At 40.3% G+C, this 14,547-nt stretch carries 12 protein-coding genes, 1 other RNA gene and 1 pseudogene; 7 read left to right on the top strand and 7 right to left on the bottom strand.

The genetic code is table 11. The features are described 5' to 3' along the window. Nucleotides 1–2: 2 nt before the first annotated feature. On the bottom strand, nucleotides 3–746 hold the full coding sequence (gene lepB / locus DV872_RS05820; protein WP_158546852.1) for a signal peptidase I: 744 nt from the start codon (nucleotides 744–746) through the stop codon (nucleotides 3–5). Further along, nucleotides 746–1,726, bottom strand: coding sequence for a signal peptidase I (gene lepB, locus DV872_RS05815; RefSeq protein ID WP_114628912.1), 981 nt, complete (start codon nucleotides 1,724–1,726; stop codon nucleotides 746–748). Before lepB (DV872_RS05815) ends, lepB (DV872_RS05820) begins: the two co-directional genes overlap by 1 nt. 90 nt (nucleotides 1,727–1,816) lie before the next feature. Between lepB (DV872_RS05815) and DV872_RS05810 the strand changes: the two genes are divergently transcribed. The 4 genes from DV872_RS05810 (at nucleotide 1,817) to DV872_RS05795 (ending at nucleotide 5,205) form a co-directional block, all read left to right on the top strand. Continuing rightward, entirely contained in the window at nucleotides 1,817–3,331 is a 1,515-nt protein-coding gene (locus DV872_RS05810) for an SUMF1/EgtB/PvdO family nonheme iron enzyme (RefSeq protein WP_114628911.1), read from the top strand. 9 nt (nucleotides 3,332–3,340) lie between these two features. Next, on the top strand, nucleotides 3,341–3,811 hold the full coding sequence (gene smpB, locus DV872_RS05805) for an SsrA-binding protein SmpB (protein WP_114628910.1): 471 nt from the start codon (nucleotides 3,341–3,343) through the stop codon (nucleotides 3,809–3,811). A gap of 76 nt (nucleotides 3,812–3,887) precedes the next feature. Beyond that, nucleotides 3,888–4,269, top strand: a transfer-messenger RNA (tmRNA) gene (gene ssrA, locus DV872_RS05800). 453 nt (nucleotides 4,270–4,722) lie between these two features. Beyond that, complete coding sequence (locus DV872_RS05795; RefSeq protein WP_114628909.1) at nucleotides 4,723–5,205, top strand: ferritin family protein; 483 nt, start codon at nucleotides 4,723–4,725, stop codon at nucleotides 5,203–5,205. 209 nt (nucleotides 5,206–5,414) lie between these two features. Here the strand turns inward: DV872_RS05795 and DV872_RS05790 are convergent, their stop codons facing one another. The 3 genes from DV872_RS05790 to DV872_RS26500 all read right to left on the bottom strand — a co-directional run bounded on the left by DV872_RS05790 (nucleotide 5,415) and on the right by DV872_RS26500 (nucleotide 8,098). Beyond that, on the bottom strand, nucleotides 5,415–6,764 hold the full coding sequence (locus tag DV872_RS05790) for a cell wall metabolism sensor histidine kinase WalK (RefSeq protein WP_158546851.1): 1,350 nt from the start codon (nucleotides 6,762–6,764) through the stop codon (nucleotides 5,415–5,417). A gap of 5 nt (nucleotides 6,765–6,769) precedes the next feature. Continuing rightward, nucleotides 6,770–7,438, bottom strand: coding sequence for a response regulator transcription factor (locus tag DV872_RS05785; protein ID WP_114628907.1), 669 nt, complete (start codon nucleotides 7,436–7,438; stop codon nucleotides 6,770–6,772). A gap of 141 nt (nucleotides 7,439–7,579) precedes the next feature. Beyond that, complete coding sequence (locus tag DV872_RS26500; RefSeq protein ID WP_158546850.1) at nucleotides 7,580–8,098, bottom strand: hypothetical protein; 519 nt, start codon at nucleotides 8,096–8,098, stop codon at nucleotides 7,580–7,582. A gap of 201 nt (nucleotides 8,099–8,299) precedes the next feature. Here DV872_RS26500 and DV872_RS05780 point away from each other — a divergent pair, with 201 nt between their 5' ends. From DV872_RS05780 to DV872_RS05760, 3 genes and pseudogenes are all read left to right on the top strand, one after another. Next, complete coding sequence (locus tag DV872_RS05780) at nucleotides 8,300–9,286, top strand: tetratricopeptide repeat protein (protein ID WP_114628906.1); 987 nt, start codon at nucleotides 8,300–8,302, stop codon at nucleotides 9,284–9,286. Nucleotides 9,287–9,709: 423 nt separating this feature from the next. After that, nucleotides 9,710–9,973: pseudogene (locus DV872_RS27245) on the top strand (transposase). A gap of 515 nt (nucleotides 9,974–10,488) precedes the next feature. Then, entirely contained in the window at nucleotides 10,489–11,874 is a 1,386-nt protein-coding gene (locus tag DV872_RS05760; RefSeq protein ID WP_158546849.1) for a sigma-54-dependent Fis family transcriptional regulator, read from the top strand. 12 nt (nucleotides 11,875–11,886) lie between these two features. Here DV872_RS05760 and DV872_RS05755 read toward each other — a convergent pair whose 3' ends face one another. Together DV872_RS05755 and DV872_RS05750 are read right to left on the bottom strand one after the other, a co-directional pair. Then, nucleotides 11,887–13,284, bottom strand: coding sequence for an amidohydrolase family protein (locus tag DV872_RS05755; RefSeq protein WP_114628901.1), 1,398 nt, complete (start codon nucleotides 13,282–13,284; stop codon nucleotides 11,887–11,889). Between the two features lie 73 nt (nucleotides 13,285–13,357). Then, the gene (locus tag DV872_RS05750; RefSeq protein WP_114628900.1) at nucleotides 13,358–14,536 is read right to left on the bottom strand and encodes a YgeY family selenium metabolism-linked hydrolase; all 1,179 of its coding nucleotides are present in this window, start codon (nucleotides 14,534–14,536) and stop codon (nucleotides 13,358–13,360) included. Between the last annotated feature and the right edge of the window lie 11 nt (nucleotides 14,537–14,547).

Here is a 14,547-nt window from a genome sequence, read left to right as displayed (position 1 = left end):
TTTTACAGAAAGGAAAATGCATTGAAGGGCCAATATCTGAAAAAAACCTTTCCCAGAATCCTATCAGAAGACAGAGGCCCCCAAAGATATGAATCGCTGCCCTGCCCCCTGAAATCACTGAGTACAAAGAACTCCCCTTCTTCCAGAGTGATCTCTGAAGAAGAACCATCCAGAGGATATCCGGGAATCCAGATTCCAGGAGTATCAACAGATTTCCAATTATAGGAAACTTCAATTACATCCTCTTCATAACGGAATTTTGAAGACTTAGGAGTCTTTAGATAGACGCGGTGATTCACCATTCGAACTGAATCGCCTGGAACCGCTATAACCCTCTTGATCATATTTGTTTTTTCCCAACTGTATCTGGGATAGGAACTCAGTTGAATCTTCTGAAATGTAATAAACTGAACCAGAGGATTAACAATTTGAATAAATTGTTGATTTTTTCGGAAATAGGGAGGAGAAATAACAACCAGATCTCCCCGTTTAATGCCTAAATCGACCCATTTCATCCCGCCGATATCAGTATCCAGCAACAGCTTGGAAAAAAGAATACGGTCACCGGGATTCAATCCGGGCTCCATGGAGCTTGATACAACCTTGAGAGCCGTTGATGCATAATTTGTAAAAATGAGAAATGTGATAAAGACAAGAATAAGAAAAACAGTCCGTCTGATTCTTCTGGAGGCTATTGCTTTCTTTTCCCTATACGGAATTGCCCTTCTGGAACTTGATGAGAACACTATCGGATAATCCCGACTCTCACAGCGGGCCAGTATTTAAACATAGCCTTACCAAGAATTTTCTTTTTAGGAACAGGGCCGAAATAACGTCCGTCATTTGAATTGTCACGGTTATCCCCCATGGGAAGAACCCAGCCTTCAGGAATAAAATATCCCGTCTCTGCAGCCCTTCTCCATCTGGCAGAGGCAGCCGTGTTAAAGGGCTGAACCTCAAATTTCTTCTTTTGCCGCCACATATCAATCTCAAGAGGATCCTTATACACAACAGAATCTATCTTTGAAGCCGAAGATCGCATATCGGCAGAAATCGCCAGTCCCTCTTCTCGTAGTGAATAGGCTTCACCATAGGCTCTGAACACAGGATATTCTGCAGAATCAATCATCCTCTTGTTTCCATATTCAATACCGGAGACTGTCTTGAAATCCTCTTCGGCCATAAACTCTGATTCACCCCTGGCTTTCAGAAATAGATTCCCCTGAAACTGTCTATACACATCCCCGTCTTGAGAGACCTGACGTTTTATAAGGAAATGTGGTTTTGGATTGCCGTTTTCATCCTTATCTATATCAACCATGGATAAAGTCAGCATATAGATGACTCGCTGCATGATATCAAAAACAGGCCCCTGAGAGAGGTATGTCGGATTTTCAAATATGATAACTTCTCCCCGCTGGGGAATCATAAGTCCTGGTACTTTTGCCATACCAGGCAACAGCTCAGGTCCATAAAGGAGCTTATTAACAAATATTCTATCTTTAATTAACAGAGTGTCTTTCATTGATCCCGAAGGAATCTGATAAGCCTGAAAAAGGTATTGGTTGATTAGTAGGACAACCATGGCGGCCCATAAAAAAGCCTCAAGCCAATCCAGAATGGGATTTTTAGCCTGCTGTTTCTTCTTCTTTTTATATATTCTAATTTTTCTCTTTGTGAGAATCTGTTCGCTAAATATTACGAGCTTCGCTGAGAGTGTTTTCATCCCTATTCCTTGGAGGAAGATTGCTTCGGGGAAATTTATCACAGATGCCTCTGCGTTGACAAGTCATTATAGTCTTCCTATAATCCTGATATGAAGCGAATTCCCCTGTCTGAAGAAGAATTGAACGAACAAAAAGTAATCTTGAAACCTATTTTTGGAATTCAGCCCGAAAGCTATATTAAATATGTCTATGCGGTGTTGGCTCTGTTGGTACTGTTTCTTATCTTTTTTCTACCTGGAATAATGAAAAGCGGTACCAATTATCAATTCAATACCACTCCTGAAGGGGCCTCCGTATATGTAGATGATATCCGTCTGGGAGCATCACCCGGCCGCTATTTTGTAGCCAGGGGACAAAGAAAAATAACTATTAAATCACCCTACCATGAAACCTGGGAATCTGAAGTTAAAATCAAAGGACGTTTATTTGCCACTCTGATCTTTAAAAGGAACAGAGACTTCGATGCAGATTTAATATCAGATATCAGTCCTGAACTTATGGATGATCACCACCTGATGACTGCCTCCTGGTTTCAATCAGATGAAGGATTTTCCTCTCTGAAGCTGCCGCCTGATATGCAGGATCTGATGAAAGCTTATTACAGAAGCAGTGACCGTAAACAGGAAGTTGACAGCGAATATTTTGAAGAATATTTAAAATCACTTTTAAGAACAGCGGCCTATGATAATTCATACCGGCAATGGCTTGAAGCATTTATACTTTATGAAACAGAAGGAAAAGCTTTAAACAGTTCAAACCTTCTCTCTGCTGCTGCCGATTCTGCAGCCTTTCTGGCAGAAAATCCTGAATTACTAATTCTTCTCAAAGAATTTCATGAGATCCCCGAACTGAAACTCCCTGCCTCAAGAGCTCAGAATAAAATTACCTTTGATATTGAAGGTGAAATACTTCAGCCTGTATCTTCTGATCCCCTCCGCTTTATTCCGGTAGGCACATATACAGAATTATCGGAAAAATATACCTTTTTCGTTGCAGACAGAGAAATCACCAAGGGATGGTATTTACGCTTTTTAGCAGATAATCCAGAATGGACTTCAGCTTCTAAAGAAAAGCTGATTGCAGATGGACTGGTTGATGATAATTATCTGACAGACTGGGAAGACAATCAGCTCACCGAATACAGTCAGGAACCTCTGCACTATGTTTCTCTCTTTGCAGCACAGGCCTTTAATGATTGGTTTAATGAGAAATATATAAATTCCTACGACATGAATGTAAGACTTCCTGATGAATGGGAATGGGAAGAGATTTCCATTGCAAACGGTTTAACCAGCAGAGACAGACCCTCACAGAAGAATCTTGGAGCCCTGGAGGCCGGATCTTTCCTCCCCGGAGAACTAGATCTATACGATATGGAAGGAAATCTCTGGGAATGGTGTGAAAACGGGTTTGGCACGAACGATGTATATTTGTATAATAGCCTTTCTCATAACAGCAGTTTCAGTTTTCCTGACAATGCTGTTAGGGGTGGAAGCTGGGCTAATCCTCCGGGACAGGTTAAACCTGAAACCAGAGGATCTCAGCCGGGGAACTGGTGTACCGCCTATACTGGCTTCAGACCGGTGATCCTGCAGAAAAGGTAAACTAGGAATATGTCAAAGAAGAAAAAGAAGACCCCATCCAATGTGTTGGGAGAAAATAGAAAAGCGCGTCATAACTATACAATTTCAGAAAGTCTGGAATGTGGAATAGTTTTGAAGGGTACTGAAGTAAAATCTCTTAAGATCAGCAAATTCTCTTTCCCTGATGCATTTTGTGAGATAAGAAATGGAGAACTCTTTATCAAGAATCTCCAGATAACTCCCTATGATTTTGGAAACATTCATAATCACAATGCAGACAGAGTCAGGAAGTTACTGGCCCATAAACTGGAAATCAAAAAACTTGAAAGAAAAGTTGTTGAAAAAGGTTTTACACTGATCCCCCTCAAGTTCTATCTGAAGAACGGTAGAGTTAAAGTGGATGTTGGTATCTGTAAAGGTAAAAAGATGTACGACAAGCGTGCCACGATCAAGGAAAAGGATATCAGAAGAGATTCCGAAAGAGATTTCCGCCTTAAATAAGTCTATTGAAAATTGAAGTTCTCAGTCATTGACTAGCAGTACTTATCCCATTATGATGATTTCACTATAACACCCTGGGGGTGTCAAGGTTTCGACTGTTGGATTACGATGGTCGGGTTGCAGGTGGAGCGTTACCTCCTTAAACTTTCTTTTTGTTAAGTGCCAAAAAAGAAGACGTTGTTGTCGTTTCTTTCGACAACACAGCACTTAAACTCGCAGCTTAATATATAGCAGCGACGGGCACCCAGGACGCCGTTCTGAGGCTTGGACTGTCCGCCACAAACCAGAACTTACCTTTTCTTTAGTCCGAGACTGAAGAGGGACATTAAATCGGAAGTAGGATTTTGCAGGGTCGTCTCCTCCTCTCGTAATTTCTGAAATACCAAGTAGAGACTAAACTTGTAGAGACCTTACCAGCGCCCAATAGGACGCGGGTTCGATTCCCGCCACCTCCATATAAAAGAGATTATTGCAGCTTGCTGTGATAATCTCTTTTTTTTTGCATATGTGCGGGAATCGAACTGAAATGAGCGCGCCGAAAGGCGGAAATGAGGCACGATGCCGAATGCCAGCGAATGAAGAGGAGCGCAAGGAATCAGCAGGAAGCTGATGACTGAAGCTGATTCCCGCCACCTCCATATAAAGAGAATTGTGCAGCTTGCTGTATGATTCTCTTTTTTTTGTTATAAGCGGGAATCGAACTGGAATGACGACCCGAATACTTGGAGGGCAAGAGACGCCGGAACGCCGAACATCACTCTGCTTTTAACCATGAAAAGATCAGGGGTAATAAAAATCTTGTTTACCAGTCATGCAGCATTAAAACAAAGAAAAAATTGGTAGTGAGGTGTTTGTCTTGTTATACTTAAAACAGAGTTCGCTCTAAATCGATCTTGTTCAGGAGAAACTAAATGAATATGTATGAATTTTCCATCCAAATGGAACATGATGCTGAATTATTGTATAGAAACCTTGCCTCGAAGACGGATCACAAAGGAATCAAAAGTATTTTCACTATGCTGGCGGATGATGAAGCAAAGCATGCTAAAGCAGTAGAAACACTCCAGAGAAAGAGTACCTCCACTGAGAATAAGAGTTCTATGTCTGAAGTAAAGACAATTTTTTCCCAAATTAAAGATCAGTCGGAGATCCCCTCCACCGAAATTTTGGAAGAATTAAAAAAGGCTCTTGATATAGAAAAAAAAGGCAGAGATTTTTATTCAGAGAAATTTTCTGAACTTGATACAGAAGAAGGTAAATCTCTGTTTCAGAAACTTTCCCGTCAGGAAGACTACCACTATAAAACAGTCGCAAACATCATTGAAATGGTGGAAAAGCCACTTTGGTGGGTTGAACATGCCGAGTTTACACCTATGGGTGACGATTATTATTGACTTTCATAAGCTTAATATTGAATCTCCACTAAAAGTGTATTTAAAGAACATATTTGTGAGCTTGAATCTGATTTAAAATCAGATTCAAGCTCTTAACTGTATAGGGATATTTTACAGATGACCGCGAAGGGAGAGGAGCGCAAGGAAGCTGCAAAATAGAAAGGATTTCTCAGAACTCACCGGACCCGGAAACTTACGATCACAATAATTCAGGAAGGAAGATATATATAAAAGCAGCTTCCCTCTCTATCAACGCTTTCAACCCTGACCCGCCCCTGATGAATCTCCACGATCTGTTTGACTATGGATAATCCAAGACCTCTTCCCTCTTTGTTCATTTCACCCGATTTTTCTCCGCGGTAAAATCTTTCGAAGATTAAGGGAATATCCTCAGCAGCGATTCCCGAACCATTATCACAAACCGAGATAACAACATCATTATTCTCTTCATAACATTCCACTACCAGACGGCTGCCGGCTGGTGAATATTTCAATCCGTTTTCAATCAGATTCCCAAGAACCTGACTCATTCGTACTTTATCAATTCTTATCTCCGGCAATCCAGGAGGAAGCACTGATAATTCGAGGCTTATGCTCTCCATTTCTGCTTTTAACTGCCATCGTTCCACTTCGCTTTGAATAAGCAGTCCTGGAGAACAGGTCTCCAGATCCAATTTGATTAGACCGGAATCGGATTCTATAAGCCAGTCCAGGTCATTTACCAGATTGCTTAATTTATCTACCTCTTTAATGATCTGTGCGGATGCCTTTTCCGGTGAAACTAATTTATTATTCAAACCCTTTGCTTCCAGACGGATAACACTCAGAGGGGTATTTATTTCGTGGCTTAAATCTCTAATCAGATTTTCCCTCAACTGCTTTTGAGCCCCGAGAGAGAGGATCATCTGGTTGAATGAATAAGTCATCTGCCCCAGTTCATCGGACGTTTTGACAGGAATAAGAGATGTTTCTCCGGTTTCAGAAATGTTCTGTGTGGCCCTGGTCAATGCAATGATAGGGACGGCTATACGCCGGGACATGAGTGCAGCTACAAATACTAAAATAATGATTGAGATAAGACCCTGAATAATCCTTGGCTTAATAAGGGAATATAAATACCGGGTTGTTTCCTGTTTAAGAAATTCACGGCGGATATAAATTGTTACGGTTCCAATTATCTCTGATTTATCCAGATCCAGGATATGAACCGATTCTCCTTCAATAAGCGAAAATTTTCCAAGGTTAACCAGATTTGAAAAACTGTTATATAAGGTATTCCCACTGATATCTTTTACCACGATTCTCATTGAGATATTTACCGGAGATTCGCTATAGCCGTCCTTTTCAAGCCTGCTGATCTCCTGCTGTAGATTTTCCCATCCTTTATCTCTTGTGTATGATGAGCTGAGAATCTGAGCTATTGTTTGTGATCTGATTTCTGTTAATAAATGGGGTAACTGAGATTTGCTTGTCATATATTCAATTGAAGTGCTTATTAAAATAGAGACAATAATAATGAAAATAAAGGCAGTTAAAAGACGCCAGAAAATTGATTTCATATAGATCAGCATACTAGTTTATATCCTGAACCGTAAATGGTCTGTATTGGTTTGAATTCATTTTTGTGTATAAGCTTCCGCAGACGTCTTATATGTGTATCAATAGCACGATCATATGCATCAAACTTATTGTTGAAAGCCTGTTCAATTAACTGATTCCTAGTCAGTACAATATTGGGATTGCGCATAAATACGGATAGAATATCAAACTGTGCCTGACTCAGTTTAATAGCCTGACCATCCAGACTGACTTCCTGTGTCGTTTCATTCAGATGTAGAATTCCACAGGAAATAGTCTTCTGTACACGCCCCCGGTAACGGCGGAGAACTGCTTTGACCCGGCCTACCAGTTCATCCGCATCAAAGGGTTTTGTAATATAATCATCAGCCCCTTCATCCAATCCGTTTATCCGATCCTCTTTCCTGCCTTTTGAGGTCAGCATGATTATTGGAACATCAGATTCCTGACGAAGAACCCGGCAAAGATCCATTCCATTGAGTCCCGGCAGCATCAGATCCAGAATAATAAGGTCCGGATTAAGAGAACGGGCCGATTCAAGTCCATCCTTTCCATCATAAGCGTTCACAGCAGTAAAACCTGCTCGTTCAAGATATATCCTGATCCAGTCAGCTATACGCCTTTCATCTTCTATGATTAAGATCGTTTGAATCACTTTTCAGTCCTTTCAAATTCCAAAGATCGAACTCTTATAAATATAGTTGATTTATAAAATCCCCGCTAAAAAAGTGGGGACTTTGATTTATTTATATTGAAGTAGTTCTTTTCAATTTTGAATTGATTCTCAGGATTCTTCTTATTTTCCTCCTGTTCCACTTCCATTTTTGTTTGCATTGGAGGATTTATTGGGTTCCGGATCGGGACTGGGATTAGGACTGGGATTAGGACTGGGGCTGGGATCAGGATTTGAATCCGGATTGGGATTATTGGTTTTGTTTTGTTGCTTTTCCTGTGTTTTTTCTTGTTCCCTTGTCTGTTCTTCCAGTTGAAGCTCTTCCCGTTTCCGTTCCTGCAATCTTAATTCTTCAAGTTCATTAAACCTGTCTCTGGCTTGTTCTGCTGTGATCACTCCATTTCCAAGATCATCAATGACTGAGTCCATCCTGCCGCTTTCATCGGTGTATTCCTTACGATATCGCAGTCTTAATTCACTGAGCTCTGTTTTTGCCTGAGCAGCAGTCATTGTTTTTGCTTCCACTGAATTGCAGATCCGTGCCGTGGTCTCCTTTAGTTCACCTTCATAATCTCTATCAGAATCCATATTGCCGTTTGCCATTACTGCGTATGGAATAACCAGGGCGATAATGAAAATCAAGGCAGTTTTCCTGAATAACATATTTCTCGAATAGCTTGTGTTTATCATTTTTTTTACCTCACTCAAAGATTGAAGGGTATTTACCCTTTCTCTTACCATCATAGCGGAGGATTGTGTCACAAATACGTCAGGGATGATTTAAAAAGAGATCAAAAAATCTTAAAAATTGACTTTATATGCTTTTCTTTTTAAACTTCCTGAATGAATAAATTTTATCTAACTTTGATTTTTGTATTATTTGCTATCAATGGCTATTCTCAAACCTTTGAGGATTATATGGCCGAGGCGCAAAGCGCTGCAGATATGTGGGATTATGATGAGGCTGTTCAGGCGTATGACAAAGCCCAGGAAATGAATCCCGGTAATACGGAGATTTATTCCCTGAGGGCATATGCGAAAGATATGAACGGAGACAGAGAGAGTGCTGTAATAGATTATGGTAAGGCAATCGAATTTGACCCTACTGATGCAGGTCTTTATTATTCCAGAGCTTATGCGAGAGAGTACATCTATGATTACCAGGGTGCAGTAGAAGACTTCACAAAATATCTTGAATTAGCAGGTGATGATGCGGATATCTACTCCATAAGGGCGCGTTGTCTGTATCAGCTCGATGATTACAGTGGAGCCATCAGTGATTATACAATGTCTATAAATATTGCTCCTGATAATTCTGAAATATATTACGACAGAGCCTATGCCTACATTGAGGTCGATAACTTTGAATCTGCAATTAATGATTATATGAAGGTTCTGGAACTGGACCCTGCAAACCCGAGAATCCCAGCCAAAATAGCTACAGTAAAAGTTCTCTCAGGAGCTTATGAAAAAGCAATTGATGACTGCAACAGCATGATAAAAGAAGATGAAGGTGATCTGGAAGCTTATTTTATAAGAGGCTATGCCAAAACAGAATCAGGTGATTATGAAAGCGCAATAGCAGATCTTGATTTCGTAATAGAACAATACCCGGGCCTCCCCGAATCTTTTTATTACAGAGCTGTTTCAAAATTTAATCTTAATAAATATGGTGAAGCACTGCAGGATTTCAATGGGGCTATTGATTTGAAGCCGGATTACGCTGAGGCCTATTATGAAAGAGCTGTTTTAAAGAATAATATGGGAGATGAGAAAGGTGCTGCAACAGATTTCCTGGAGGCTGAAAAGCTGGGCTATATAGCCGGCTAGTAGCAATTCTTATAAGTTTCTTTCATGTGAATTTTTTATAGGAAATTGCATAAACCTTTGATTTATGCAATTTCCCCATTTATAATATTTATATCTATTCACTTAGGCTGAATAGAAAGGATGGACCTTAAATAGTTATGGAAACTTTGATCACTTCATACTTTATAGAATGACATTATGAAAATCATCACAGACAAGAAGCAACTCAAATAATCTGGGAAATATTCTTGGTCCTTCTGAGCAAAATCACCTTCAGATACATCAGTTTGATGAAGGAGAACGATTTGGGATTTCTATGCTGACTGAGCTTCAAAATCGAGGTGTTCAAGATATTTCCACTGCATGTGTTGATGGACTCACTGACTTCCCAGAAACTATAAATACAGTCTTTCAAAAAAAACATTACAGCGTTGTATTGCCCATATGGTCCGGAATTCATTGAAGTCTGTCTCCTGCAAGGACCGTAAGGAAACAGCGAAATATTTGAAGGCAATCGACTCTTCAATCACCTTGGATGAAGCAGAGCGAGAACTTAATAATTTTGCTGAAAAATGATACAGCCAATATGGTTCCATTTGTAAAATGTGGACGATACATTTGGAGAACCTGACAACCATTTTTGATTATCCAGATGAGATCAGGAAAATTATTTACACCACCAATACCATTGAATCCTTGAATCCTTGAATCCTTGAATAGTGTTGTCAGAAAGGCCATCAAAAATCGAAGGATTTCCCTCTAATGACAGATACGCTTTCAAGATCGTATACTTAGCCGTACAGCAGGCTACCCAAAAATGGACTATGCCGCTAAGGCAGTGGAATCCGGCAATAAATTGAGTTTTAAATGAGTAGGATAGGTAGTTACACAAGGAAAATTACAGACTCTTCTCCTCACCATATCACTTGAATTCATTTATAGAAATGCTCTGAGTCTTATTCCCGGGGATTGAAAGGATTACATCACAATTGTAACTAGAACTATGTTAATATATAAGCATATAAGATGATCACTAAAGAAAAGTCGGTTATCAATTTTACATCAGAATAATATGGAGATATAGTCATTTACTTTATTAAAATCTACTATAACCTGATTCAAATACAATAAAACTAATTTTGAATAAAGGACCTTTGATGGAATTATATCGGTACTTATTTATCAACAAATCTAAAATTCAAGAATTATGTGATACTTTCACCATGATAACAGGAATAGGTGTGGCTCTTGTAGACCTGAAGCTTATTCGAATAGTAGCCACCGGTCGATGCAATGTGAACCAATTTCTCAATATAAATGGTCTTATACAAAAAAAAGTCATAACCCAAAACACAAAAATTGTCATACAGAATCCTAAAGTCGATCCAGAGTGTAAATCATGTGTACAAAAAGCCTTCTGTAAAGAGACATTGGAAGTCTGCATGCCTGTAAATCTGTTAGAACAGCCTATAGGGGCCATGAGTTTCATCACATTTACAAAAAAAGACAGAACAAAGATATTGCAGAATTTAGAGATGTATCAGGAACTTATCGATAACTTCATCCTCCTGATCGAAAACTTTCTGAAGAAACGTCTGGATCGAAATGCATTACGGAAGAATGAACCTGTTTACAGGCATAAAAAAATTACTTTTGAAAATCTGATTGGAAATGCACAATCCTATTTACATGTTATACAAAAAGCAAAGATGGTAGCTCCAAACGATGTCTCTGTCATGATCTCAGGAGAAAGCGGAACAGGAAAGGAAATGTTGGCAAATGCGATACACAATGCAAGTAATCGTCGTGACAACTCTTTTGTTGCAATAAACTGTGGTGCGATCCCCGAAAATCTTATAGAGTCCGAACTCTTCGGCTATGTTAAAGGAGCCTTTACTGGTGCAAACAATCAGGGCCGTATCGGGAAGTTTGAGATGGCCAACAAAGGGACTATCTTTCTTGATGAGATAACAGAGATGCCCATCTACCTACAGACAAAACTATTACGTGTTCTTCAAGAACAAAATATAGAAAGACTTGGCAGCAATACATTGGTAGACCTGGACGTACGAGTTATTGCTGCAACTAATAAAGATATAAAAAGTATGATAAACGAAGGAATATTCAGAGCCGACCTGTTCTACAGGCTTAATGTAATCCCATTAGATCTACCTCCCTTGAGAGAACGCTACGATGACATAGTACCACTAATGAACTACTTCATGACAAAGCACTCATCTTTCATTTCGAACCGTATGGTGCAGGATTTTAAAGTTAAAAAAAATGTTTTCGAATTCCTTAAAGGCTATACATGGCCGGGGAATATAAGAGAATTGGAAAATGTCATAATTCATATGCTCAATATGATGGATGATGAAGGAAATGTGACCCTGGAGTCTCTTCCGGTATATATGCTGGATGAAAACATGAATTTTCAGTGTTTCGCATTCTCCACCATAGAGAATCTGGAGAAGAATGCCATAATTAAGGCCATGGACTTCTATGGTGAGGATACAGAGGGAAAGAATGCGGCTGCAGAAAGCCTTGGTATTGGGCTTACCACCCTGTACCGCAAGATGAAAAAGTACAATCTTTGTCTAGACACATAGGGTTCTATATATCTAGATTCTTTTCTTATATAGCGATGAAACCTTGCAGGGAATAAAAGAACCCCTCCCCTTTTGACCGCAAAATGTACCATTCTCCATCACGACTGAACCCCTGGCAATCGTTATTACAGGAGCCCCGCATATAGAGAATCCTTCATAAGGAGTATAATCTGATCGACTATGCATAATTTCAGCTGTTATAACTGTTCGCTTCTCTTGTGAAAAAATTGTTATATCAGCATCCGTACCAATGTGAAGGCTCCCCTTTCCCGGGTATAGCCCAAAGACTTGAGCCGGATTCATAGATAACAAATCCTTCATCCTCAATAAATCAATTAAACTGTTTGCAACAGTGAATGAATATATGAGAGATGATGCCTCCTCGCTTCCGGAAACCCCTGAGGGAATATCTCTACAATCAAGAGCCATGTTCTTCTGTTTCCTGGTATACGAGCAATGGTCCGTTGCTACGATTCCTATCTCCCCATCAGCAAGGGCCTTAAGAAGTGCTCTATTATCTTCAACTCTCCGCAATGGAGGCGTCATAGTAAAGAGTGCCCCATCATCGCCCGTAAGATACGACTCATCAAGGAATAAGTAGTGTGGAGTCGTCTCAGCATAAATCTCTGCCCCCGCATCCCGAAGTTCACGGATTGCCTGTAATCCCATTGCAGAAGAGACATGAACAATATAGAGAGGCGTATTCATTTCTATAGCTGTTTGCCCAGCTTCTATGATAGCCCGATATTCAGCAGCTGCCGGTCTTATAAGTGCATGAAAGGCGGGAAACAACCTATCTTCTTCAGAAGCATACTTCCCGGAGAGCTGTTCTATAACCACATCATCCTCTGCATGCATAGTTATGAGCATCTCTCTCTCATTACAGTTCATGAATAACTGCGGCCAATCCTTAGGATCGAAATAGCAGCCAAACTGTTTATATGTTGTGAACAGTTTTATAACACGGACACCTGCTTTACAAAGTTCATCCATCTCAATGGGAATTCGATCATGCATCCAATAGACACACTGATGTAACGCAAAGTCTATGACACTATCGGAGGCTTCTTTGATGCGCTGTTCAGCACCTTCCAACAGGGTCATTCCCTTAATCTGATCCGAAAAATCAATAAAAGTCGTCACACCACCGAAGACAGCGGCCAGGGAACCGGAAAAAAAATCGTCTGCAGTAGCTTCGTCTCCCTCTCCCAGTCCATAATGTGTATGGGCATCGATAAAACCGGGAAAAACAATGCAGCCACTCGCATCGATGATCCTAATCTGAGAGGAATATTCAGAGATATCTATTTCTGGTTGTATAGCTTTTATAAGCCCCTCTTCGACCAGTATATCAACTTGCTCTACAGTATCATCCAATACCACGTTGCCATTTACAATCACCATATTCATGCTAATAATCCTAAGAAATAGAAATCTTCATATATCTTTTCAGACAGACTCTAACTGCAATATATTTGATTCTCTATACGGCTAAACTTTTTGCAATGGCTACATACCCATCACAAGCCTGTTCCAATTCATCAATAAGGATATACTCATCTATAACATGAGCTTGATCTTCTCTGCTTGGACCAAATCCAAGAGTAGGGATATTGGAGATACCGGCAGAGCAGCTTCCATTGGTGCAGAATGAGTAGGTTCCGACTTCGGTCTGAGTTTTTCCTGACTTACGAAGGGCCTCAAGAGAGAGCTTCACAAATTCATGATCTCTATCCATCAACCATGCCGGAGCAAAACGTTTATGCACTCCTGAATGCCTTGTATAGGTCTCAACAATCATGCTGGCTATAGTTGCCTCGGCTTTGAATGTTGAATCAGAGGCCTTAATTCTCTCAATAATATCAAGAATAGGCTGCAGCACGCTTTCTGGATTCTCACCTGTAATAAGTCTTCGATCGAATGTTGCAATACATTCCTCTGGTATCACAGATGCTCCCGGATATGGTGAAGAAATAATATCGGTCAAGACAAGATTCCCTTTTCCCAGATGAGGACACGAGACCTCTGGTAAAGCTGTTATCTCAGAGATCAGGTTCATCATATGATAGACAGCATTAACCCCGATCTCCGGATTGGATGAGTGTGCAGGAACTCCTTTTGTCTTAATCAGCAACTCGGCCCTGCCTCGTTGACCGATGTTCAGATTCAATTCGGTAGCTTCACCTATAATAACAACATCGGGAGAGACCAGTTTGATTACAGAAGCTAGAGAATAGCCCTCTGCAACCTCTTCAAAAACAGTCCCGGAGACATAGATATCTCCACTCACACCACCGTTCTCCTTGACTGACACTGCAGCCATGATCATTGCGGCTAAAGCACCCTTCATGTCAGAAGCACCCCTCCCATAAATCTTTCCATCCTCTATCTCTGCTCCGAATGGTTCCTTGGTCCAGGAATTTCTATTTGCAATTGAAACAGTATCCAGATGACCATCAAAGAGAACTTTTCTTCCCCCTCCAGTCCCTGAGATCTTTCCAATAATATTTCCTATACCATCGATCTTGACTTCGTCAAAACCCAGAACCTTCATTTCTCTGCTCAGCAGATCGGTAATATCCTTCTCTTTTCCGGTCACACTCGGGGTCTGGATCAACTTTACACACAATTCAATCAAACGATCCCTTTTCTGATTATTCATACGCTTATTTC

Origin of the sequence: Oceanispirochaeta sp. M1 (genome assembly GCF_003346715.1) — a bacterium.
Taxonomy (GTDB): domain Bacteria; phylum Spirochaetota; class Spirochaetia; order DSM-2461; family DSM-2461; genus Oceanispirochaeta.
The sequence above is the reverse complement of the archived record's forward strand: the minus strand, read 5'-3'. Positions and strand labels throughout refer to the sequence as shown.